This is a genomic window from Mesorhizobium sp. P2_D5 (assembly GCF_056404355.1).
Window position 1 is genome coordinate 1000608 of record NZ_JBFUEE010000001.1, and the last position, 21729, is coordinate 1022336.

The 21729-nt window shown below is 63.3% G+C and carries 20 protein-coding genes; 10 read left to right on the forward strand and 10 right to left on the reverse strand.

What is annotated here, in order from left to right:
• Positions 1–107: 107 nt before the first annotated feature.
• Positions 108–506, forward strand: a complete 399-nt coding sequence (locus AC1DYW_RS04780) for a hypothetical protein (protein ID WP_477225578.1) — start codon at positions 108–110, stop codon at positions 504–506.
• Positions 507–521: 15 nt separating this feature from the next.
• Here the strand turns inward: AC1DYW_RS04780 and AC1DYW_RS04785 are convergent, their stop codons facing one another.
• Together AC1DYW_RS04785 and pdxR are read right to left on the reverse strand one after the other, a co-directional pair.
• On the reverse strand, positions 522–2108 hold the full coding sequence (locus tag AC1DYW_RS04785; RefSeq protein ID WP_477225272.1) for a trimethylamine methyltransferase family protein: 1587 nt from the start codon (positions 2106–2108) through the stop codon (positions 522–524).
• Positions 2109–2300: 192 nt separating this feature from the next.
• On the reverse strand, positions 2301–3794 hold the full coding sequence (gene pdxR, locus AC1DYW_RS04790) for a MocR-like pyridoxine biosynthesis transcription factor PdxR (protein ID WP_457152471.1): 1494 nt from the start codon (positions 3792–3794) through the stop codon (positions 2301–2303).
• A gap of 300 nt (positions 3795–4094) precedes the next feature.
• On the opposite strand from pdxR, the gene pgi reads away from it, so the two are divergent.
• Positions 4095–5738, forward strand: a complete 1644-nt coding sequence (gene pgi, locus AC1DYW_RS04795; RefSeq protein WP_477225273.1) for a glucose-6-phosphate isomerase — start codon at positions 4095–4097, stop codon at positions 5736–5738.
• Positions 5739–5743: 5 nt separating this feature from the next.
• Positions 5744–6466, forward strand: coding sequence for an HAD family hydrolase (locus tag AC1DYW_RS04800; RefSeq protein ID WP_477225274.1), 723 nt, complete (start codon positions 5744–5746; stop codon positions 6464–6466).
• Here the strand turns inward: AC1DYW_RS04800 and AC1DYW_RS04805 are convergent.
• Both AC1DYW_RS04805 and AC1DYW_RS04810 read right to left on the reverse strand, forming a co-directional pair.
• A complete protein-coding gene (locus tag AC1DYW_RS04805; RefSeq protein ID WP_477225275.1) occupies positions 6463–7200 on the reverse strand; it encodes a class I SAM-dependent methyltransferase in 738 nt (245 codons plus the stop codon). The genes AC1DYW_RS04800 and AC1DYW_RS04805 overlap by 4 nt on opposite strands.
• Positions 7197–9149, reverse strand: coding sequence for a long-chain-fatty-acid--CoA ligase (locus AC1DYW_RS04810; RefSeq protein ID WP_477225276.1), 1953 nt, complete (start codon positions 9147–9149; stop codon positions 7197–7199). The genes AC1DYW_RS04805 and AC1DYW_RS04810 overlap by 4 nt, the downstream gene beginning before the upstream one ends.
• A 457-nt stretch (positions 9150–9606) precedes the next feature.
• Between AC1DYW_RS04810 and AC1DYW_RS04815 the strand changes: the two genes are divergently transcribed.
• From AC1DYW_RS04815 to AC1DYW_RS04835, 5 genes are read left to right on the forward strand one after another with little or no spacing between them, the layout of a single operon-like run.
• Entirely contained in the window at positions 9607–11205 is a 1599-nt protein-coding gene (locus tag AC1DYW_RS04815) for an ABC transporter substrate-binding protein (RefSeq protein ID WP_477225277.1), read from the forward strand.
• 43 nt (positions 11206–11248) lie between these two features.
• Positions 11249–12256: an ABC transporter permease subunit gene (locus AC1DYW_RS04820; RefSeq protein ID WP_457152480.1), complete on the forward strand. Its 1008-nt coding sequence runs from the start codon at positions 11249–11251 to the stop codon at positions 12254–12256.
• Between the two features lie 26 nt (positions 12257–12282).
• Entirely contained in the window at positions 12283–13167 is an 885-nt protein-coding gene (locus AC1DYW_RS04825) for an ABC transporter permease subunit (protein ID WP_457152483.1), read from the forward strand.
• Positions 13167–14018, forward strand: a complete 852-nt coding sequence (locus AC1DYW_RS04830) for an ABC transporter ATP-binding protein (protein ID WP_477225278.1) — start codon at positions 13167–13169, stop codon at positions 14016–14018. The genes AC1DYW_RS04825 and AC1DYW_RS04830 overlap by 1 nt, the downstream gene beginning before the upstream one ends.
• A complete protein-coding gene (locus tag AC1DYW_RS04835) occupies positions 14015–14845 on the forward strand; it encodes a dipeptide ABC transporter ATP-binding protein (protein WP_095082593.1) in 831 nt (276 codons plus the stop codon). Before AC1DYW_RS04830 ends, AC1DYW_RS04835 begins: the two co-directional genes overlap by 4 nt.
• A gap of 32 nt (positions 14846–14877) precedes the next feature.
• Here the strand turns inward: AC1DYW_RS04835 and AC1DYW_RS04840 are convergent, their stop codons facing one another.
• The 4 genes from AC1DYW_RS04840 to AC1DYW_RS04855 form a co-directional block, all read right to left on the reverse strand.
• Positions 14878–16152, reverse strand: a complete 1275-nt coding sequence (locus tag AC1DYW_RS04840; protein WP_477225279.1) for a cysteine desulfurase-like protein — start codon at positions 16150–16152, stop codon at positions 14878–14880.
• Between the two features lie 45 nt (positions 16153–16197).
• On the reverse strand, positions 16198–16872 hold the full coding sequence (locus AC1DYW_RS04845; RefSeq protein WP_477225280.1) for an amino acid ABC transporter permease: 675 nt from the start codon (positions 16870–16872) through the stop codon (positions 16198–16200).
• A gap of 160 nt (positions 16873–17032) precedes the next feature.
• The gene (locus tag AC1DYW_RS04850) at positions 17033–17830 is read right to left on the reverse strand and encodes an ABC transporter substrate-binding protein (protein WP_477225281.1); all 798 of its coding nucleotides are present in this window, start codon (positions 17828–17830) and stop codon (positions 17033–17035) included.
• An 88-nt stretch (positions 17831–17918) separates the two neighbouring features.
• Positions 17919–19109, reverse strand: coding sequence for a pyridoxal phosphate-dependent aminotransferase (locus tag AC1DYW_RS04855; protein ID WP_477225579.1), 1191 nt, complete (start codon positions 19107–19109; stop codon positions 17919–17921).
• Between the two features lie 41 nt (positions 19110–19150).
• On the opposite strand from AC1DYW_RS04855, the gene AC1DYW_RS04860 reads away from it, so the two are divergent.
• Entirely contained in the window at positions 19151–19297 is a 147-nt protein-coding gene (locus AC1DYW_RS04860; RefSeq protein ID WP_477225282.1) for a hypothetical protein, read from the forward strand.
• Here the strand turns inward: AC1DYW_RS04860 and AC1DYW_RS04865 are convergent.
• Complete coding sequence (locus AC1DYW_RS04865; RefSeq protein ID WP_477225283.1) at positions 19294–20070, reverse strand: HpcH/HpaI aldolase family protein; 777 nt, start codon at positions 20068–20070, stop codon at positions 19294–19296. The genes AC1DYW_RS04860 and AC1DYW_RS04865 overlap by 4 nt on opposite strands.
• A gap of 123 nt (positions 20071–20193) precedes the next feature.
• Here AC1DYW_RS04865 and AC1DYW_RS04870 point away from each other — a divergent pair, with 123 nt between their 5' ends.
• Positions 20194–21285, forward strand: a complete 1092-nt coding sequence (locus AC1DYW_RS04870) for an LLM class flavin-dependent oxidoreductase (protein WP_477225284.1) — start codon at positions 20194–20196, stop codon at positions 21283–21285.
• A gap of 7 nt (positions 21286–21292) precedes the next feature.
• Here the strand turns inward: AC1DYW_RS04870 and AC1DYW_RS04875 are convergent, their stop codons facing one another.
• On the reverse strand, positions 21293–21688 hold the full coding sequence (locus tag AC1DYW_RS04875; RefSeq protein ID WP_477225285.1) for a RidA family protein: 396 nt from the start codon (positions 21686–21688) through the stop codon (positions 21293–21295).
• Positions 21689–21729 lie beyond the last annotated feature (41 nt).

Consider the following 21729-nt stretch of genomic DNA (forward strand, 5'->3'; position numbering starts at 1 on the left):
ATAAAGCGCGTCGCGTGAACCCGTTTCAATGTGACGCGCTTTAGAGGTCGCTGCCTTTGTATTCCGCTTGCGAACCACTTAAGTGGTTTGAAACGGATTGGAACATGATGGCGACACGACGCTCTTCCCTTGGCTTCCTCGGAATGTTCGGCCGCTCGGGCGACTTGAGGCAGCTCGATGCGGCATTGCGTGGCGCCGACCTTCATCCCGCCCTCGTGCCGGAGGGCGTAAAACTGACAATCGTCAATCTGATGAAGGATCATTGGCCTGACGAGCCGCCCGGCCAAGCCTATGCAGACGTGGCGCGATTGTTCAGCTACTGCATCGCCGGACCGGAAGCCTTCGAACGATCCAACGGTCTTCAGAACAGGCTGGATGCAGAACGCCGGATCGAGGCCGCCCTTGAAACTGGCGACGGCTTGGATGCGCAAATCGTGCTGATGACGCTGCACGCCAAGCTGATCAATGCCGAAGTCGTCGAGCGCTACGGTCTCAACGCGGACTGATTGTTTTGCGAGGGCCTACCCGCCCATGCTGCCGCGCGGCAGCTTGATCATCTCGCCAAAGCGGGCACGCAGCCTGTCATCGATCAGCTTCGGCACATGGCGCGGAAAGCGCTCGGCAAGCACGCGTTTCTTCTCGATGATCGCCCGTTGCAGGATGTCGGGCCGGCCCTTCTCGTTCCATTCCTTGGGCGAAAATCGGTCGCCCACGGCCGGATAGAAATACTCGGTCTGCATCAGCCGCAGCGTCTGCTCATTGCCGAGATAGTGGCCTGGTCCCTTCAGGCAGACATCGGCGATGGTGTCGATCGACAGCGCCTCGTCGGTCACCTCGATGCCGCGCACGCAGCGCAGGCAGTGGCCGAGCATGTCGTTGTCGATGATCAGGCTTTCCAGGCAGAAGCCGAGCAGCGAGGCGTGCATGCCGGCCGATTCGTAGACCAGGTTGAGCCCGGCAAGGCCGGCCATCACATCGGTGATGCCTTTTTCATAGCCGGACTGGATGTCAGGGAGTTTCGAATCCGTCATGCCCGCGGCCGAGCCGCCCGGCAGGTCGTAATATTGCGCCATCTGCGCGCAGGCCGCGGTCAGCACCGCCTGTTCGGCCGAACCGCCAGACATGGCGCCGGTCCTGAGATCCGACACGAATGGCCAGGTGCCGAAGATCGCCGGATGCCCCGGCTTGATGGCGTTGACATACATAAGGCCGACCAGCACTTCGGCCACCGCCTGCACCACTGCACCGGCAATCGCCGCCGGGGCCGTAGCTCCGGCCTGTCCGGCCGACAGCAAGAGGATCGGAATGCCACCTTCGACGCAGGCCTCGAGCACGCCGCAGGCGTCCTCGGCGAACTTCATCGGCGGCACGACGAAGCAGTTGGAGTTCGAGACGAACGGCCGGGCGCGGAAGTTCTCCTCGCCGCCGGCAATGGCATAGAGCATTTCGAGCGCCGGCTGCACGTTCTCGCGCACCGTGAACGAGGTGCCGACATGCTTCGACGTGCCCATCACGCAGGCATAGAGCGTGTTGAAATCCATATCGAGCGGGTCGGGAATGTCGCGCGGCACCATGGGCCGCTGGAAGAAATGGATGTTGTCGAGCCCCTCGACGAGGCGGGCGGCGTCATAGATGTCCTGGAGCAGCGACTCGCGGTATTCGCGCTTTTCGACATCGACCAGATGCACGGCAGCGCCCGCCGTGCCGTAATGCACGCGCTTGCCCTTGATTAGCATGTCGTGCTTCGGGTCCTGGCCGTGCAGCGTGAAATGCCGGGCCGCTTTCTTGATCGTGTCGAGCACGAGCGCGCGGGGGAAGCGGATGCGGCCATCGTCGCCATAGTTGGCGCCGGCCTTAGTCAGCGCCTCGATGCAGGAGGGAATGGCATTGGCGAAGCCAACCGTTTCCAGGAGTGTCAGCACCGCCTCGTGGATGCGTTCCTGGTCGTTCTCCGTCAGCGGCCCGTAGCTGCCGCCTTCGAGGCCGGCGCGCACCGGCTTGATGTCGTCGGCCAACGGTGCTGCCCGCATGGCGCGGCGCGCTTCGCGCCCGCCGGAGCGGCGCGAACGTTGATCCGCCGCCGCTTCCTGCTTTTCAAGAACTGACATGGAGACACTCCACCTTTCCGAGAAGCAGGGCGCGGCGGTTGGTCCACCATCGGCTGCTTCTTTCCCCTTTGTGCTCCGACTATGCCGCCGGCATTGGCCCAGCCTATGAGCCAGACGGTCCGGCTGCATATGCCAGGGCTAATGGAGCCGGAGCCACGTTGTGCGGCTCAGGCAAGGGGGTCGGGCGGTGGATCAGGCGGCGGCCGGCCTGCGTCCGGCGGCGGTGGCCAGTTCGCGGATGCCTGGCTCGATGTGCTGGAGCGCGATCGAGGAAATGCCCAGCCGCATGAAACGCGAAGGCTTTTCAGTGCGATCGAAGAAACGATCGCCCGGCTCGATGATGACGCTGCGCGAGGCGGCCGCCTCGGCCAGTCCGCGCGAATCGGTGCCGCGCGGCCCTTCAAGCCACAGCGATGTGCCGCCCGCCGAATCGGTCGAACGCCATTCCGGCAGGAAAGCGGAAATCGCATGGACCAGGCGCTTGCGCCGCTCGTCGAAGGCGCTCGACAGCCGCCGCACAAGTGCCTCGTGATGGCCGAGCGACAGGAACAGCGCGACGGCGCGCTGGTTGTTGGCAGGCGGATGGCGCAGCATGAAGCGGCGCAGCGCCCGGAGTTCCGAGATCAGTCCGGCCGAGGCGACGATGTAGCCGAGCCGCAGGCCTGGAGCCAGCGTCTTCGACATCGAGCCGACATAGACGACGCGGCCGGAGCGGTCGAGGCTCTTCAATGCCTGCTGCGGCGCCTCGTCGAGAAGCTGGCTGTCGTAGCCATCCTCGATGATGATCTGGTTGTAGCGGTTGGCCCGCGCCAGGAGATCCTGCCGCCGTTCCGCCGACAGCGGCACCATGGTCGGGCAATGATGGCTGGGTGTGACGAACACGAACCCGGAATCATTGGGAATAGAAGCGGTTACAATGCCGGACTGGTCGACCGGCACCGGCTGGATGTCGGCGCCCGCAAGGCGGAAGATCGAGCGTGCGTCGGGATAGCCGGGGTCCTCCATCGCCACCTTGGAGCCCTTGCCCATCAACAGCGTCGCCAGCATGTAGAGCGCGTTCTGGGCGCCCAGCGTGACGATGATTTCGTCGGGATTGGCGAAGATGCCGCGCCGCGGCAACAGCCGCGCCTGGATCTGTTCGATCAGCAACGGATCGTCGCGATCGACCATGTCGGACGCCCAGTTGCGGATTTCGAGCACGGCAAGCGCCATGCGGTTGCACTCGCGCCACTCGGCGGTCGGGAACAGCGCCGGGTCGAACTGGCCGTAGACGAAGGGGTAGGACGACTTGATCCAGTTCTCGTGCTTGGCCGGCGGCGGCATGTCGCTTGCGGCGATCTTGCGGCGTGCCTTCCAGTCGATCTCGTTGGCCTGGTCGGGCGCCTTCTGATGCGGCTTGGCTGGTGTCGCCAACACATCGGGATTGACGAAATGGCCGCGCCGTTCGCGTGCCACCAGGAAGCCTTGGTCGACGAGCTGCTGGAAGGCCAGCACCACGGTTCCGCGCGCCACGCCGAGCTTTTCGGCCAGGATCCGGCAAGAGGGGAGCGGCATCGAAGCGGCGATCTGGCGGTCGAGAATGGCGGCCACGATGGCTTGGCGGATCTGTGCCTGCAGGGTCTGGCCGGATTCGGCCGAAATCCGGAACAGGCCGGACCATATCGCCGTGTCGTTTCGCTGTGGCATGGAAGATGTTCCTCGATGGCCAGCTTTTTTCGCTTGGCTGGACCAGTCGAATGTAACGGTGGCACAAGGGGTTGCGCCAATCAATTTTTCTGATCGTTGGGATTTATGCCAGTGATCCTTCGGCGGAAAATCCGGCACTCCGCCCACCCTCGGGACGCGCCTGCATCGTCGCCGCGTGACGATTCGCGTCATCGCCGCGTATTGACCGTACAGAATTCGGCTCACTAGTTTTGGCGCGACGACACGCGCCGGAAACATCCGGTCTGATATGGTGCGTCGAAAACGCCAGGAGTCCCGCCAGTGGATCAGTCAGCCTTCCAGAAACAGCTCGCAGCCTTGCGCGATCATCGCGCCGCGGCGCCAGCCAGCATGCGCCAGGCCTTCGCCGCCGATCCGCAGCGGTTCAAGACATTCTCCGCCACCGACGGCGACCTGTTGCTCGACTGGTCGAAATGCGCGGTCGACGCGCTCACCATGGACCTGCTGGAGAAACTTGCCAGGGCAGCCGATCTCGAAGGCCGCCGGGCGGCGATGTTCGCCGGCAAGAAGATCAACGTCACCGAAAACCGTGCCGTGCTGCACACTGCGCTGCGCAACCTGACCGGCAAGGGCGTCACTGTCGATGGCCAGGACGTCAAGGCGGACGTCACTGCCGTGCTCGACGCGATGGGCGCCTTTGCCGATGCCGTGCGCTCCGGCAAGGCAGCCGGCGCCACCGGCAAGAAAATCACCGACATCGTCAACATCGGCATCGGCGGTTCCGATCTCGGCCCGGCCATGGCGACGCTGGCGCTGGCCCCCTATCATGACGGGCCGCGCGCGCACTATGTTTCCAACATCGACGGCGCCCATATCCACGACACGCTGAAGGGCCTGTCGGCCGAAACCACGCTTTTCATCATCGCCTCCAAGACCTTCACCACCGTCGAGACGATGACCAACGCCGAGACGGCGCGCAAATGGGTGCAGAAGGCGCTCGGCAAGGAAGCCGTCGGCAAGCATTTCGCCGCCGTCTCGACCGCGCTCGAGCTGGTGGCCAGGTTCGGCATCGAATCGGATCGCGTCTTCGGCTTCTGGGACTGGGTCGGCGGCCGCTATTCGGTCTGGGGGGCGATCGGCCTGCCGGTGATGATAGCGGTCGGGCCGCGGAATTTTCGCGCCTTCCTCGATGGCGCGCACGAGATGGACGAGCATTTTCGCACCGCGCCGGTGCAGCAGAACCTGCCGGCCCTTTTGGGGCTGGTCGGCTGGTGGCATCGCGTGATCTGCGGATATCCCGCACGCGCCGTCATTCCCTATGACCAGCGCCTGTCCAGGCTGCCGGCCTATCTGCAGCAGCTCGACATGGAATCAAACGGCAAGAGCGTCACCCTGGAAGGCGCTGCCGTGACGACGCCGACCGGACCGCTGGTCTGGGGCGAGCCTGGCACCAACGGCCAGCATGCCTTCTTCCAGCTGCTGCACCAGGGCACCGATTTCATCCCGGTCGAATTCCTCGCTGCGGCCGTCGGCCACGAGCCGGACCTCAAGCATCAACATGATCTGCTGCTCGCCAACTGCCTGGCGCAGTCGGAAGCGTTGATGAAGGGCCGCACGCTGGAGGAGGCGCGCGCCCAGATGCTGGCCAAGGGCATGAAGCCGGCCGAGGTCGACAAAATCGCGCCGCACCGCGTCTTCTCCGGCAACCGGCCCTCGATGACCATCCTCTACCGCAAGCTCGACCCGCGCACCTTCGGCCGGCTGATCGCGCTCTACGAGCATCGCGTCTTCGTCGAAGGCACTTTGTTCAACATCAATTCCTTCGACCAGTGGGGCGTCGAGCTCGGCAAGGAACTGGCCACCGGCCTCTTGCCTGTCGTGGAGGGCAAGGAAAGTGCCGCGAAGCGGGATGCATCGACCGCTGGCCTGGTGGGATACATCCAGCATTTGCGTGGTTCGGAGTGAGCAGTTTGGCAGACATCAAGGGCATATTGTTCGACAAGGACGGGACGCTTGTCGACTTCAACGCGACCTGGCTCGGCATTGCCGACTTCATGGCCATGGATGCCGCCGAGGGCGATCGCTGGAAGGCCGACAGGCTGCTTTCGGCGGCGGGTTTCGATTTCGTCAACAAGCGGTTCAGGCCCGATTCGATCTTTGCCTCGGGCACCAACATGGATGTCGTCGAACTGTGGTTCCCGCGCCTGTCCGACGAGGACCAGATGCTGGCCGTCGCCCGCTTCAACGAGATCACGTCCGTGCAAGGCTCGTCGATGGCGGTGGCGCTGCCCGGCATCGTCGAAACGCTGACAGTGCTGCACAAGCGATCCTACCGGCTCGGCGTCGCGACCAACGATTCAACCGGCGGCGCGGAGAAGACGATGGTCACGCTTGGCGTCGCCCAGCTCTTCGACGCTGCCTATGGCTATGACGCGGTGGCCAATCCGAAACCGGCGCCGGACACGATCTTCGCCTTCTGCGACCTGACCGGGCTGAAGCCGGCGCAAATCGCCATGGTTGGCGACAATCGCCACGACCTGGAGATGGCGCGAGCCGGCGGCTGCGGGTTGGCGATCGGCGTGCTCTCCGGCACCGGCACGCGTGAATCGCTGTCGTCGATCGCCGATATGGTGCTGGATTCGGTTGCCGACCTACCGGACTTTCTGTCGGCGCGGGTCAAGGAAACGATCTAGCGGCCGGATATACCCTCCAAACGGAAGACACTGCTCTTCGGCGCGCTGTCTTTCGTCTGGCCGAAGTCCGGCACCTGGTATTCGGCAAGCAGGTGCAGCCGCGATCGCGGCAGGTAGGCGCGGCCCGGATCGCCGACCAGAACCTCGATACCGGCATCAAGGCAGCGGTCGAGGAAAGGCATGACGCGGTCGGCGACGTCCTGGCCATAAAAGACGTCACCGGCGGTCACGACATCGACCGTGGGCGGCGATCCGCCGGTAATATCCTGCGCCATGACCGTCATCGCAACGCCGTTCGCCGCCGCGTTGAGCGCGAGAGCGGCAACGCCATTACGATCGATCTCCGCGGCGATCACCGCGCTCGCCCCGGCCTTGGCCGCGGCAATGCCGACAAGGCCCGAACCGGCGCCGAGGTCGAGCACGCGGCGACCGGCCACGGTTTGTGGATGGTCGAGTATATAGCGTGCAAGCACGGCGCCGCCGGCCCAGGCATAGGCCCAGTAGGGCGGCTGCGGATCGGGTCCATCCTCATCCGCCTCGGCCGTGTCGTCATCATCGTCGAAGCTTTGCCGCGGATCGATAAGCCGCCTCAGGCCACTCCCCGGATGCGCGGTATAAATTCGGATCTCGGGAAGCGACGGCACCGGGGCGATGCGCATGTTCGCCCTGATGAACTCGGTCGGGTCAGGACGGCAAGGTGCATCCACGGCGCCCAGGCCGTCGGCTGCCGTCATTCGCGCAGCGCCCGCCGCAGGATCTTGCCGACGGGCGTCTTCGGCAGCTCGGTCCTGAATTCGATGTATTTTGGCCGCTTGTAGCCGGTCAGGTTCTCGCGGCAATAGGCGGTGAGCGTCTCTGCGGTCAGCGCCGGGTCCTTCCTGACCACGAACAGCTTCGGCACTTCGCCCGAATGCTCGTCCGGCACGCCGATCGCCGCCACTTCGAGCACGCCCGGATGCATCGCCACGACTTCCTCGAGCTCGTTGGGATAGACGTTGAAGCCCGAGACCAGGATCATGTCCTTCTTGCGGTCGACGATCTTGGTGTAGCCACGCTCGTCCATGAAGCCCATGTCGCCGGATTTGAAATAGCCGTCCTTGGTCATCACCTTGGCGGTCTCATCCGGCCGGTTCCAGTAGCCCGCCATCACTTGCGGCCCCCGGATGCAGATTTCGCCGACCTCGCCGAGTGGCAGATTGTTGCCGTCGTCGTCGCGGATGGCGATCTCCGTCGACGGCAGCGGCAGGCCGATGGTGCCGGTGAAGTCGCTGGCGCTGAACTTGTTGGCGGTGGCCACCGGCGAGGTTTCCGACAGCCCGTAGCCTTCGGTCACCGGACAGCCGGTCAGGGCCTTCCAGCGTTCGGCGACGCCCTTCTGCACCGCCATGCCGCCGCCCAGCGTCAGCACCAGCGGCTTGAAGTCGAGCTTGCGGAAGTCCTCATTGTTGAGCAGGGCGTTGAACAGCGTGTTCAAGCCCGGAAAGATGTGGATCGGATATTTCTGCAGTTCCTTGACGAAGCCGGGAATGTCGCGCGGGTTGGGAATGAGCACATTGCGCGCACCTTGCTGCATGCCCATCAGCGCATTCACCGTCAGCGCGAAGATATGATAGAGCGGCAGGGCGCAGATAAAGTTCGGATGCGCCGGTTTCGGCTTGATCGTATAGGCGTCTTCCATCCACTGCGCGTTCTGCACGACATTGGCCAGCACGTTGCTGTGGAGCAGCGTTGCGCCCTTCGAGACGCCCGTGGTGCCGCCCGTATATTGCAGGAAGGCGACATCGTCGGCCGCCACCTTGGCTGGCTTGAAGGCCACGCCGCCACCGGCCTTGACGGCCGCGTTGAACTTGACATGGCCGGGCAGCGACCATGCCGGCACCATCTTCTTCACCCGGCGCACGACGAAATTGACGATCGTGCCCTTCAGTCCGCCGAGCATGTCTCCCATCGCGGCGACCACGACATGCTTGACCGCCGTTCTGGAGATGACCGCCTGCAAGGTGCTGGCGAAGTTCTCCAGGATGACGATGGCTTGTGCACCGGAATCCTTGAGCTGGTGCTCCAGTTCGCGCGGCGTGTAGAGCGGATTGATGTTCACCACGACATAGCCGGCGCGCAAGACGGCCATCATCGCCACCGGATATTGCAGCACGTTGGGCATCATCAGGGCGACGCGTGCGCCCTTTTGCAGTCCCTTCGATTGCAGGTATGCGCCGAAGGCCGCCGACAGCCGTTCGACATCGGCATAGCTGATGGACTTGTCCATGCAGGTAAAGGCGGGCTGGGCGGAAAATTGCTTGCAGGCGGCGACCAGGAAATCGCCGATCGAGCTGTAGGGCAAGGCGCCGATTTCAGCTGGTACGCTTTTCGGATAGCTTTTGAGCCATGGCTTTTCCGGCAGCCCGGCAGTCAGCGCCGTCAGTGCCTCCGGCAATCGCGAGGCCGCGGCCGGCTTGGCCGTCGCGGGCTTGGCGGAGGCGGGCTTAGCCGCGAACGCCGGCTTTCCGACGGCAGGCTTGGCCTTGGCCGTCGGTTTTGCACTTGCCTTCACCGGCACGGGGGCCGCCTTCGGCTTTGCCGCGGCGGCTTTGGCAACGGGCGCTTTCGGCTTGACTGCGCCGGCGGCTGCCTTGGCAGCCGTCTTGGCTTTCACCGACGCCGTCGTCTTTGATGCTTTTGCCACCCGTTCCTCCCTGGATAATTCTTGTTCGTCCGTGCCGCGCTCGCCCCCGAATTGACAGAGACGTCCCCCGGCTGCGGCCTGGGATGTCTTCTATGTATTGCCTCTATCGGCGGCGGTGCAAGTCTTGCCCCTGCGGCAAGGCGGCGAAAGATTTGCCGCCAAGAATCTCCCCTGCCGCCGATACTGCGAGCCGCTATCCTGCCGCACCCTCGGCCGGGCCAAGGCCCGCGCACGACCTGTATCGCCAGATCAGAGATCAATAAAAAAATGCGGTCGTTAACAATCCCGTGAATGGAAAAAACTGCTAATTTTTTCTGCCATTTAGCAAAATGGCGGATTTTTTTCCTGCTTCCCGAGGGGTAAGCAAACGGGGTGTTCCAAAGCCGGAAAAACGGTGCTTATATGCGGGCTTCGCGAGCCTGATAGAGGGGCTTGGAAGAACATCAGGGAGTGCTCAATGAAAAAGAAACTCGCTTTTGCGGCCGCGTTGCTGGCCGCAAGCGTCCTGAGCGGCATGGCCAATGCGAAGACGCTCGTCTATTGCTCGGAAGCATCGCCGGCCAATTTTGATCCGGGTACGACGACGGGCGGCAACGACTTCGATGCCTCGTCGCGTACCGTCTATTCGCGCCTGGTCGAATTCAAGCATGGCGGCACCGAGGTCGAGCCCGGCCTTGCCGACAAGTGGGAAATCTCGGACGACGGTCTGGTCTATACTTTCCATCTGCATCCAGGTGTGAAGTTCCAGACGACCGACTATTTCAAGCCGACCCGCGACCTCAACGCCGACGACGTCGTCTTCTCCTTCGACCGTCAGTTCAACAAGGCGAACCCGTGGAACGGCGATAAATACCTGCCGAACCTGACTTGGGATTACTACACCGGCATGGACATGCCGAAATATGTCGCCAAATGGGAGAAGGTCGACGATCTGACCGTCAAGCTGACCCTGACCGAGCCGAACGCGCCCATGCTTGCCAACCTCGGCATGGACTTCGCCTCGATCGTGTCGAAGGAATATGCCGAGCAGCTGGAGAAGTCCGGCAAGATGGCCGATTTCTCGACCAAGCCGATCGGCACCGGCCCGTTCCAGTTCGTCGACTATCAGCTGGATTCGGTTATCCGCTACGCGGCCCATCCGGATTATTTCAAGGGCAAGGAGAAGATCGACGATCTCGTCTTCGCCATCACCCCTGACGCGACCGCCCGCATCCAGAAGGTGCTCGCTGGCGAATGCGACATCGCGCCCTATCCGAATCCTGCTGACATCGGCACGATCAAGGCCAACCAGGACGTGACCCTGATGGATCAGGCCGGCCTAAACATCGGCTACATGAGCTACAACACCACCATCCCGCCGCTCGACAAGCCTGAGGTGCGCCATGCGCTCAACCAGGCCATCGACCGGGAGGCGCTGATCAAGTCGCTGTTCCAGGACGCCGGCGCCACGCCGGCCGAAAACCTGATCCCGCCGACCATGTGGTCGTGGGACAAGGATGTGAAGGCCGACGCCTATGATCCGGATGCGGCCAAGAAGGTTCTGTCCGCTGCCGGGCTCACGGAAATCCAGCTCTGGGCTTCCGATCGCGTTCGTCCTTACAACCCGAACTTCCAGCGCGCCGCCGAACTGATCCAGGCCGACTGGGCCAAGGTCGGCGTCAAGGCCGAGATCGTGAACTACGAGTGGACCAAGTATCGCTCGGAGGGCAAGAAGAAGGACCGTCCAGGCGCCTTCCAGATTGGCTGGACCGGTGACAATGGCGATCCGGACAACTTCTTCGCCACCCTGTTCGCCTGCTCCGCCATCGGCGTCTCGAACTACTCGAGCTGGTGCGACAAGGACTTCGAGGACCTGATCCAGAAGGCCAAGAAGACCAGCGACCAGGCCGAGCGCACCAAGCTCTATGAGCAGGCGCAGGTCGTCTTCCAGAAGCAGGCTCCGGCCTTCCTGCTGGCACACAGCCAAGTCTACGCAGTCGTGCGCAAGAATGTCAGCGGTTTCATGATGGACCCGCTCGGCATTCACCGCTTCGACGGCGTCGACAAAGCCGAATAAGATATTGAGTGGGGCGGCGCTGTAAAGCGCTGCCCCCTTCGCCATGCTCAAATATATTCTTCACAGAATTGCACTTTTGATCCCGACGCTTGTCGGCATCACTATCTGTGCCTTCGCCTTCGTCAGGCTGCTGCCTGGCGATCCCATCCTTGCCATGGCCGGCGAACACGGCGTGGCGCCGGCGCGTTACGAGGAGCTCAAGGAACAGTTCGGCTATAATCTGCCGATCTGGCAGCAATACGCGCGCTATGTCGGCGAGGTCGTGACCGGCGATTTCGGAGTCTCCATCTCGTCCAAGCGCCCGGTGATGGAAGAGTTCAAGATCCTCTTTCCGGCGACGATGGAACTGTCGTTCTTCGCCATGATTTTCGCCATGGCGCTCGGCATTCCGGCAGGCATATTCGCGGCCGTCAAGCGCGGCTCCTGGTTCGATCAGTCGCTGATGGGCACGGCGCTCGTCGGCTATTCCATGCCGATCTTCTGGTGGGGCCTGCTGCTGATCATCTTCTTCTCCGGTTACCTCGGCTGGACGCCGGTCTCGGGCCGCATCGGCCTGCAGTTCTTCTTCAAGCCGATCACCGGCTTCATGACCATCGACACCCTGCTCTATGGCAAATGGGATGCCTTCCGCTCGGCGCTCAGCCACCTGGTCCTGCCGGCGATCGTGCTCGGCACCATTCCGCTGGCGGTGATTGCCCGCCAGACGCGTTCGGCCATGTTGGAAGTTCTGGGTGAGGATTATGTCCGCACGGCGCGGGCCAAGGGCTTGTCGCCGTCGCGGGTGATCGGCCTGCATGCGTTGCGCAATGCGCTCATCCCCGTGGTCACCACCATCGGCCTGCAGGTCGGCACGCTGCTTGCCGGCGCCATCCTCACCGAAACCATCTTCGCCTGGCCGGGCATCGGCAAGTGGATGGTCGATTCCATCTTCAAGCGCGACTATGTCGTCGTGCAGTCAGGTCTGCTTTTGATCGCCCTCATCGTCATGGCCGTGAACCTCATCGTCGACGTGCTCTATGCCGTCATCAACCCGCGCATACGGGCGTCGTGATGAGCCAGTCGACCGAAATCGCCCCCATGGCCGCCGGCAACCCTGACCGCCTGACCGGCTTCAGGACCTTCTGGCACTATTTCTCGGTCAATCGCGGCGCCGTGATCGGCCTGTTCGTCTTCATCCTGCTGGTGCTGGCGGCGCTGTTTGCGCCGCTGCTCGCGCCCTATGCGCCCGACATTCAGGACAAGACCGCGTTTCTGAGGCCGCCGGCCTGGCAGGCCGGCGGCAGCACCCAATTTCTGCTTGGAACCGATCCGGTCGGTCGCGACATCCTTTCGCGCCTGCTCTATGGCGCGCGCTTTTCGCTGCTCATCGGCGCGGTCGTGGTCACGCTGGCGCTCACTGGCGGCATTACGCTCGGTCTGTTGGCCGGCTATTTCCGCGGCTGGGTCGACGTGGCGATCATGCGCGTGATGGACCTTATCCTGGCGTTCCCGTCGCTGCTCCTGGCGCTCGTTCTGGTCACCATCCTTGGCCCTGGCCTGTTCAATGCGATGCTGGCCATCGCGCTTGTCCTGCAGCCGCATTTCGCGCGGCTGGTGCGCGCTGCCGTGATGGCGGAGAAGAGCCGCGAATATGTCGTGGCGGCGAAGGTCGCCGGCGCCGGCCATATCAGGCTGATGCTTCGCACCATCCTGCCGAATTGCCTGGGACCACTGATCGTCCAGGGCACGCTGTCGTTTTCCAACGCCATCCTCGAGGCGGCCGCTCTGGGCTTCCTTGGCCTCGGCGCCCAGCCGCCAACGCCCGAATGGGGAACGATGCTCGCTTCGGCGCGCGAATTCATCCTGCGCGCCTGGTGGGTCGTGACCTTCCCCGGTCTTGCCATCCTCATCACTGTGCTTGCCATCAATCTGATCGGCGACGGCCTGCGCGACGCGCTCGATCCGAAACTGAGGAGGTCGTGATGGCACTGCTCGATATCCAGAACCTCGTCGTCGAGTTCCAGACCGCTTCCGGTTCTTTCCGCGCCGTTGACGGCGTGTCGCTTCATGTCGACGAGCGCGAAGTGCTGGCGATCGTCGGCGAATCCGGTTCCGGCAAATCGGTGTCGATGCTGGCGGTCATGGGCCTTTTGCCATGGACGGCCACGGTCACCGCCGACCGCATGAGCTTCAATGGCCGCGATCTTCTGAAGTTGAGCCCTGCCGAGCGGCGCAAGATCGTCGGCAAGGACATGTCGATGATCTTCCAGGAGCCGATGGCCAGCCTCAATCCCTGCTTCACCGTCGGCTTCCAGATCGAAGAGGTGCTGCGCTTCCATATGGGTATGGACGCTGCGCAGCGCCGGGAGCGCGCCATCGAACTCCTGACGCAGGTCGGTATTGCCGAGCCGGCGGAACGGCTGAACTTGTTCCCGCACCAGATGTCGGGCGGCCAGTGCCAGCGCGTCATGATCGCCATCGCCATCGCCTGCAATCCGAAGCTGCTGATCGCCGACGAGCCGACCACCGCGCTCGACGTCACCATCCAGAAGCAGATCCTCGATCTCCTGGTTTCGCTGCAGGCCAAATACGGCATGGGGCTGATCATGATCACCCACAATATGGGCGTCGTGGCAGAGACCGCCGACCGCGTCATCGTCCAGTACAAGGGCCGCAAGATGGAAGAGGCCGACGTGCTGTCGCTGTTTGAATCGCCGAAGAGCAACTACACGCGCGCGCTTTTGTCGGCACTGCCGGAGAATGCCGTCGGCGACCGGCTGCCGACCGTTTCCGACATGCTGTTCGAGCCGGCGCCTTCGGGAGCCGCCGCATGAGCATCAAGGTCGTCGAAGGCAAGAATATCGTCCGCGACTATCATGTCGGGGGCGGCCTGTTTCGCGCACAGCGTACGGTGCATGCGGTCAAGGGCGTCTCGTTCAGCGTCGACAAGGGCAAGACGCTCGCAATCGTCGGTGAAAGTGGCTGCGGTAAGTCGACGCTTGCCCGCATCATCACCCTGATCGATCCTGCGACTTCGGGTGAGCTGTTCATCGACGGCAACAAGGTCGACATCGCCAAGGACGGGCTGAGCAAGGAGATGCGCCGCAAGGTGCAGATCGTTTTCCAGAACCCTTACGGGTCTCTCAACCCGCGCCAGAAAATCGGCGACGTGTTGGGCGAACCGCTGCTCATCAACACCGGCAAGCCGGCCGAGGAACGGCGCGACCTTGCCATGAAGATGCTGAAGAAGGTCGGTCTCGGACCCGAGCACTACAATCGCTATCCGCACATGTTTTCCGGCGGCCAGCGGCAGCGTATCGCCATTGCCCGAGCGCTGATGCTCAACCCCAGCCTCTTGGTGTTGGACGAGCCGGTCTCGGCTCTCGATCTGTCTGTGCAGGCGCAGGTGCTCAACCTGCTCGCCGACCTGCAGGACGAGTTCCAGCTGACCTATGTCTTCATCAGCCACGACCTGTCGGTGGTGCGCTACATCGCCGACGACGTGATGGTGATGTATTTCGGCGAGGCGGTCGAATACGGCTCGCGCGAAGAGGTCTTCGCCGACCCCAAGCACAGCTACACCAAGACGCTGTTCGCCGCGACGCCGCGCGCCGACGTCGCCTCGATCAAGGCGAGGCTGGCAAAGAAGAAGGCCGCCTGACCTGAATCTCGACACACCCTAGGCCAAGCCGCTTACGACAGCTTGGCGATGATGGTGCGCAGCGCCTCGCCAAAGCGCCTGATCTCCTCAACCGTGTTGTAGTGGACCAACGAGGCGCGGATGGCGCCGCTGTCCATCGACAGGTTGAGCCGCTTCATCAGCCGCGGCGCGTACATGTGGCCGTCGCGGATGCCGATCTGCATCTCGGCCATTTCCTCGACGATCCGCTGCGGTGACAGTCTGCCGATGTTGAAGCAGAAGGTCGGTACGCGTTCGTTTATGCGGGCTTCGTCGGCGACGCCGTAGATCGTCGCGCCGCAATCCTTGAGCACGCCAAGCATCTCGCGCGCCAGCACCAGCTCATAGTCGCGGATGGCGCCCATGCCCGCGACGATGTTTTCGCGCCGCGAGCGGTTGTTGGATGGCGCGAGATTGCGGCCGATCAGTTCGAGATACTGCACGGCCGCATCCATGCCCGAGACGTTCTCGTAGATGAAGGTGCCGGCCTCAACCTTGTAGGGCGGCTCGTCGGGGATGAAATCCTCGCGGAAGGTCGGCAGCCGCTTCAGCGTCTCGAAGCGGCCCCACAGGAAGCCCATATGCGGCGAGAAGTTCTTGTAGCCTGAACAGACGAGGTAATCGCAATCCCAGGCCTGCACGTCAATCAGCCCATGCGGCCCATAGTGCACGCAGTCCAGGAACACCTCGGCGCCGGCTGCGCGCGCGATCTTGGCAACGGAAGCGACGTCGACGATCGAGCCGATCGAATGCGCTGTGACCGTGCAGGCGACCAGCCGGGTACGATCGGAAACCAGCGGGCGCAGATCGTCGACATGCAAATTGCCGTCTTCGCGCATGCGCCACCATTTGAACTTGGCGCCGGCGGACTCCAGCGCCAGCCATGTGGCGATGTTGGCGTCGTGGTCCATGTCGGTGATGACGATCTCGTCGCGCTCTTGAAGCATCTGGCCGATGCCGAGGCTGACCAGGCGGATGAACGAGGTGGCGTTCATGCCGAAGCAGATTTCGGCCGGGCTGGCGGCGTTTATAAGAAGTGCGACACTCTCGCGGGCGTCGGCGACCGACTGGTCGACGGTGACGCTGCGGCCATAGCGGCCACCGCGCTGCACGTTGTGCGCAACCAGATGGTTGGTCACCGCGTCGAGCACGCTTTGCGGGATCTGCGCGCCGGCGGCATTGTCCATGAAGATGAAATCGCCGGCCCGCTGCAAGGCTGGAAACATGGCGCGGATGGTGTCGACGGGGAACGCGGCGGCGCTCGCATTGTCGGTTTGATGTTTGTTCAAGGTCGGCTCCTGCGAAGTTCTTGGCGGGTGGTTTGATTTGCGAGGTCAGCGCGTCTTTTCGGTCTTGAAGCGTTCTTCAAGCAAGCTGACGAGGCGGACCATCGGCCAGAGGAAGATGAGATAGACGAGTGCTGCGCCGATCAGCGGCGAGGGGTTGGCGTAGAGCGACTGCGCGTTGGTCGCTTCCTTCAACAATTCCGGCAGCGCCACGGTCGAGGCGAGCGAAGTGTCCTTGAACATCGAGACGCAGTTGCTGGTCATCGGCGGGATGACCACGCGGACCGCCTGCGGCAGCACCACCTTGCGCAAGGTCAAAAGGAACGGCAGGCCGAGCGCCTGCGACGCCTCGAACTGGCCGCGCGGTATGCTTTCGATACCGGAGCGGAACACTTCGGCCGAGTAGGCCGACATGATGATGGCGAAGGCCGTCACAGCGGACGCCCAGGATGACAGGCGGATGCCGAGGAAGGGCAGCGCGTAGTAGATCAGGATCAGCACGACCAGCACCGGCAGGGCGCGGAAGATGTCGGTGTAGCCGACCGCAAGCCACCGCAGCGGCTTCGGCGAATAAAGTCGCACCAGGCTGATCACCAGGCCGATGGGGATGCCGATGCCGATGCTGAGCAGCCCGAGCAGCAGTGTGTTCAGGAAGCCGCGCAGCAGCGCCGGCAAGCTGGACATGATGACATCGGGATTGAAGAAAGTGTCGATCAGCGACATGGGAGCGTTCCCGAAGCGTTTTGCGTCCAGTGACGCCAGAGCAAGACCCGAACACCGAAATCGGCTGCGCCGTACCAAATCACGGCTCCGGGAAGGGCATGAATAAAACAGGACGTGCCGGCCTTTCGAGCCGGCACGCCTGCGTTCTGTCAGTCGCCGCTCAAGCCTTCGGCAGCGGCATTTCCTTGACGGTCGAAGAATCGGCGGGCGCGTCGCTGCCGAACCACTTCTTGTGGATCGCGGCCAGCGTGCCGTCCTTCTTCATCGCGGTAAGCGCGTCGTTCAGCTTGCCGAGCAGCGGGTGGTCTTTGGTCATCATCAGGCCGTATTGCTCGCCGGTCTTGATGCGCTCCTTGACTGTCAGGTCCTTCATTTTGGTGAAGGAGTACTGCATGCCAGGGATGTCGCTGACGGCCGCATCGACACGTCCGGCGCTGAGATCGAGCAGCAGGTTCTGCTGCGTGTCATAGCCCTTCACGTCGGCGAAGCCGTCGGCTTCCTGATGCCCCTTGACCCAGGTTTCGCCCGTCGAGCCGGACAGCACGCCAACGATCTTGCCCTTGAGGTCGGCTTCGGCCTTGATCGGGCTGTCGGTCTTGGTGGCGATGCCCATGTCGGAATCATAATAGGGCTGCGTGAACGACTGCGACTTCAGCCGCTCCGGCGTGATGGTGATCGACGAGATGGCGACATCGATGCGCTTCGATGTCGTGGCGGCGAACAGCGCCTGGAAGCCGAGGTCGGCGATATCCGTGGTCATGCCGATGCGCTTGGCTGCTTCGTTGACGATGTCGACTTCAAAGCCCTCGAACGTCCCGCTCTCGTTCTTGTACTCGAAGGGCGGGTTGGTCGGGTAGGCACCGACATTGAGGACATCGGCGGCATAGGCGGTGGCGGGGCCGGCGGCGATGCCGATGGCGGCGGCGAGAAGCATGATATTGCGACGGTTCAGATTCATGGTGTTCCCTCTGGGGTGTTCCCTCTGGTTGTTGATCGGGCGGGGTTGGCCCCGCACGGTTTCTTGCCGTCCCACCGTCGGCAGGGCGTCAATTCATAGCCGCGACCATGCGGTCGAGCGCGGTCGCTATCTCTTTGCGTTCACGGCACACGCACATTCGCAGGAAGGCCGTTGCCGAACTTCCGAACAGATGACCGGGTGCCAGCCCAACGCGCGCCGTCTCGAGAATCCTGGTGCAGGCGCGCCGTGCATCGCTCTCGCCTTCCATGGCAAAGAAGGCATACATGCCGCCGCGCGGTTTCGTTGGCAGAATGACGCCCGGAATCTGCGCCAGCCGGTCATAGGCGAGGTCAAGGCCAGTCCTGATCCGCTGCCTGATCTCCTCGACCAGCGGCTCGCCCTGGCGGATCGCTGCAACCGCACCGGCTTGGATCGGCGCGGCGGTGCCGCTGTTTACATATTGCGTCATCGCGCCGAGTTGGTCGGCCACCCCGGACGGATGCGTCAGCCAGCCGATGCGCCAGCCGGTCATCGCCCAGGCCTTCGAGAAGCTGTTGACCGACAGCACCCGGTCGCCATCCTCGGCGATCTGCAGGATGGAGGGCGCAACATCGCCATCGAAATAGAGCCGGCCGTAGACCTCGTCGGAGATGATCCAGATGCCGGTGCGCCGGCTGAAATCGAGCAGCGCGTGCATTTCCTCGGCTGAGGCGGTCCAGCCGGTCGGGTTGGAGGGCGTCGACAGGAAGATCGCGCGCGTGCGGGCATCGCAGGTCGCAAACAGCCGGTCGAGGTCGAGATGCCAGTCCCCCCTATAGTCGAGCGAAAACGGCCGTGGCTCGCCGCCGATCAAGTGGATGGCGTTGTGGATGTTGGGCCATTGCGGCGCGACATAGACGACGTTGGTGCCGGTATCGACCAGCAGTTCCAGCGCAAGGTACAGCGCCTGCATGCCGCCCGGCGTGACAGTGGTGCGCGCGACCGGGATCGACCGGCCATGGATGCGCGTCTGGTACTCCGACAGCGCCTCATTCAGGGGGCCATGGCCGCGCATGTTGGGAACGTAGAAGGTTAGGCCTTCATCGAAGGCAGCCTTGGCCGCATCGCGGATGAAAGCGGGCGTCACCATGTCGCCTTCGCCGTACCAGAGCGCGATGACGTCGCCGAGTTCGCGCGCCCGAACGGCAAGGTTGGCGATGTTCTCGGTATGCAGGTCACGGATTTGCGCCCGAATGCCATCGAAGGCATAGCGCGCGCTGGACGACGACTGGGGCAGCATGAACGACAAGGACTGAAACCCCTCCCACCCGGAACACCACGATGGACTGCCCGGCAAGCCCGTCCGGCACCGCAGTCGCCATCGATCTTGGAATGCTTATCCAAAGCGCGGCGCTTTTCAAGGCGAAAGTTTTAAGCTTAAAAAGTTTGACCGGCCTGTTGCCCGACCAATACGCCTTTTTGCGCTAGCTACGGCCGTCTCGAGCCAGCTCGGCACGCGCGGCGGCGGCGCCGGCGGCAGCGCCCGCACCGAGAAACATCGTGTCGCTGGCCAGCACGAAGAAGCTGGCGCCGATGGCGGCCCATTGGGCGACGTCCTGCGGCTTTGCGCAGAAGATTCCTGATGTCCTGCCATGCGCAACCGTGACGCCGATGATCCTCCGGATCGCCTCGGTGAGCTTGTCGGCGCCTTTCGGTCCGATCGCATCGATCGACACCGAAAGATCGCCGGGGCCGACGAAGATCACGTCGACGCCGTCAATGGCGGCGATCGCTTCGATGTTGGCCAGCCCTTCCGATGTCTCGACCTGGACCGCGACGACGATCCTGTTATTGGCGCCGGCGAGATATTCGGGAATGCGATAGCCGTAGCCTGCCGCCCGGCCGGGCCCGACGCCACGCTCGCCCTGTGGCGGATAGCGCGAGGCTTTGACGGCCATCGCCGCCTGGGCGGCGGTCGAGACGCGTGGGATCAGCACGCCTTGCGCGCCGCCGTCCAGCGCCGCCTGGATGGCTTCCGGCGCATGGCCGGGAACGCGCACCATCGCCGGCACGCGATGCACGTCGGCCGCTCGCACCATGGTCTCGATCATGTCGCGCGAGATCTGGGCATGCTCCCAGTCGATGCAGAGAAAATCAAGGCCGGACTGCGCCATCACTTCGACCGCCACGGGATGGGGAATGGCGGCAAAGGAACCAACGAGGTTCGTCTTGCCGCTACACTTCTGGCGGAACTCGCTCATGCACGTCACCTTTCTCGTTCTGCCAGAATCCATATCGGCAAACGACCGTCAGGCGAAGCTATTTCAGGCTTGAAATATTTTCGCGCGGGCCTAGCGTGGGCTCTCCTGCCACGAGTTCCAGACATGATCAAAGCGCATCCCCTGCACGGCCCGAACAAACTCAACCTCGGCGTCTTTTCGACCAATGCCGATGGCGGCCTTGCCATCACCGACGTTCCGGAACGTTGGGCGGCAAGCTGGCAGGACAATCTGACGGCGGCTCAGATCGCCGACCGCGCCGGGCTGGAATTCATGCTGCCGATCGCGCGCTGGCGCGGCTTCGGCGGCCGCAACAAGGTGCGCGAATGGTCGTTCGAGACCTTCACCTGGGCGGCGGCACTCGCCATGGCCACCGAACAGATCGGCCTGTTCATGACCGTGCACGTGCCGCTCGTGCATCCGCTCTACGCCGCCAAGGCGCTGGCGACCGTCGACCACATCAGCCAGGGCCGCGCCGGCCTCAACATTGTCTGCGGCTGGAACCCGAAGGAATTCGGCATGTTCGGCACGCCGCTGGTCGAAAAGGGCTACGACCAGGCGGCCGAATGGATCGAGATCCTCGAACGGCTTTATGCCTCGAGCGAGCCTCTAGACTATGAAGGCACCTACTATCGCCTCAAGGAAGCGGTCAGCCGTCCGGCCAGCCTGCAAGTTCCGCGCCCGGTGACGATGAACGCCGCTTTCGGCGGGCCGGGCCGCGATTTCGCCGCCGCCAGATGCGACTATCTGTTCACGACCTTTTCCGAGATGGGCGACGCCGGCAAGCACGTCGCCGACATACGCGAACGTGCCGACAAGGTGGGCCGTGATGTCGGCGTCTACACGGTGGCGCATGTGGTTTGCCGTCCGACGATGGAAGAGGCGCAGGCCTACTACGCGCGCTATGCTGTTGATATGGCCGACCACGACGCGGTCGATGCCCACATGGCCGGCAAGAAGGAATTCTCGCAATCGCACGACCCGCATGCCTATGACCGCTACCGGCAGCGTTTCGCCGGCGGCGCCGGCACCTATCCCCTGATTGGAACGCCGGAAACGATCGCCGCCAACATGGTCGCCATTGCTGAGCAGGGTTACCAGGGGATCGCGCTGTCCTTCGTCAACTACACGCAGGAACTGCCCTATTTCTGCGACCACGTGCTGCCGATTTTGAGGCAGGCTGGCCTTCGCGGATAAGCAAAGGTCATTCCGGAATGACGGCAGTCGCCTGGATCTCGACCTTGGCGCGGTCCTCGACCAGCGCCATCACCTGCATGGCGGCCATCGCCGGAAAATGCCGGCCGATCACCTCGCGATAGGCCTCGCCGATGCCCCGGAGGTTGGCGCGGTATTCGGCCTTGTCGGTGAAATACCAGGTCATCGATGTGATGTGCCGCGGCTCTGCACCGGCTTCCGCCAGCACCGCCACGATGTTCGCAAGCGTCTGCCGCACCTGGCCGACGAAATCGTCGGTTTCGAACTGGCACTGCCCGTTCCAGCCGACCTGTCCGCCGACGAAGACCAGCTTGCCGCGCGCCGCGACGCCATTGGCGTAGCCGACAGGTTTTGCCCAGCCTTCCGGCTGCAGAATCTCGTGCATTCAAAACCTCCCGGTAGTCCAAAAACCAAGTCTCAAAATCG

Bases quoted from the DNA above. Each gene is read 5' to 3' on its own strand.
- AC1DYW_RS04780 (WP_477225578.1), top strand. From the start codon at position 108: ATGGCGACACGACGCTCTTCCCTTGGCTTCCTCGGAATGTTCGGCCGC.
- AC1DYW_RS04785 (WP_477225272.1), bottom strand. From the start codon at position 2,108: ATGTCAGTTCTTGAAAAGCAGGAAGCGGCGGCGGATCAACGTTCGCGC.
- pdxR (WP_457152471.1), bottom strand. From the start codon at position 3,794: ATGCCACAGCGAAACGACACGGCGATATGGTCCGGCCTGTTCCGGATT.
- AC1DYW_RS04805 (WP_477225275.1), bottom strand. From the start codon at position 7,200: ATGACGGCAGCCGACGGCCTGGGCGCCGTGGATGCACCTTGCCGTCCT.
- AC1DYW_RS04815 (WP_477225277.1), top strand. From the start codon at position 9,607: ATGAAAAAGAAACTCGCTTTTGCGGCCGCGTTGCTGGCCGCAAGCGTC.
- AC1DYW_RS04820 (WP_457152480.1), top strand. From the start codon at position 11,249: ATGCTCAAATATATTCTTCACAGAATTGCACTTTTGATCCCGACGCTT.
- AC1DYW_RS04825 (WP_457152483.1), top strand. From the start codon at position 12,283: ATGGCCGCCGGCAACCCTGACCGCCTGACCGGCTTCAGGACCTTCTGG.
- AC1DYW_RS04830 (WP_477225278.1), top strand. From the start codon at position 13,167: ATGGCACTGCTCGATATCCAGAACCTCGTCGTCGAGTTCCAGACCGCT.
- AC1DYW_RS04835 (WP_095082593.1), top strand. From the start codon at position 14,015: ATGAGCATCAAGGTCGTCGAAGGCAAGAATATCGTCCGCGACTATCAT.
- AC1DYW_RS04845 (WP_477225280.1), bottom strand. From the start codon at position 16,872: ATGTCGCTGATCGACACTTTCTTCAATCCCGATGTCATCATGTCCAGC.
- AC1DYW_RS04850 (WP_477225281.1), bottom strand. From the start codon at position 17,830: ATGAATCTGAACCGTCGCAATATCATGCTTCTCGCCGCCGCCATCGGC.
- AC1DYW_RS04855 (WP_477225579.1), bottom strand. From the start codon at position 19,109: ATGCTGCCCCAGTCGTCGTCCAGCGCGCGCTATGCCTTCGATGGCATT.
- AC1DYW_RS04860 (WP_477225282.1), top strand. From the start codon at position 19,151: ATGGACTGCCCGGCAAGCCCGTCCGGCACCGCAGTCGCCATCGATCTT.
- AC1DYW_RS04865 (WP_477225283.1), bottom strand. From the start codon at position 20,070: ATGAGCGAGTTCCGCCAGAAGTGTAGCGGCAAGACGAACCTCGTTGGT.
- AC1DYW_RS04870 (WP_477225284.1), top strand. From the start codon at position 20,194: ATGATCAAAGCGCATCCCCTGCACGGCCCGAACAAACTCAACCTCGGC.
- AC1DYW_RS04875 (WP_477225285.1), bottom strand. From the start codon at position 21,688: ATGCACGAGATTCTGCAGCCGGAAGGCTGGGCAAAACCTGTCGGCTAC.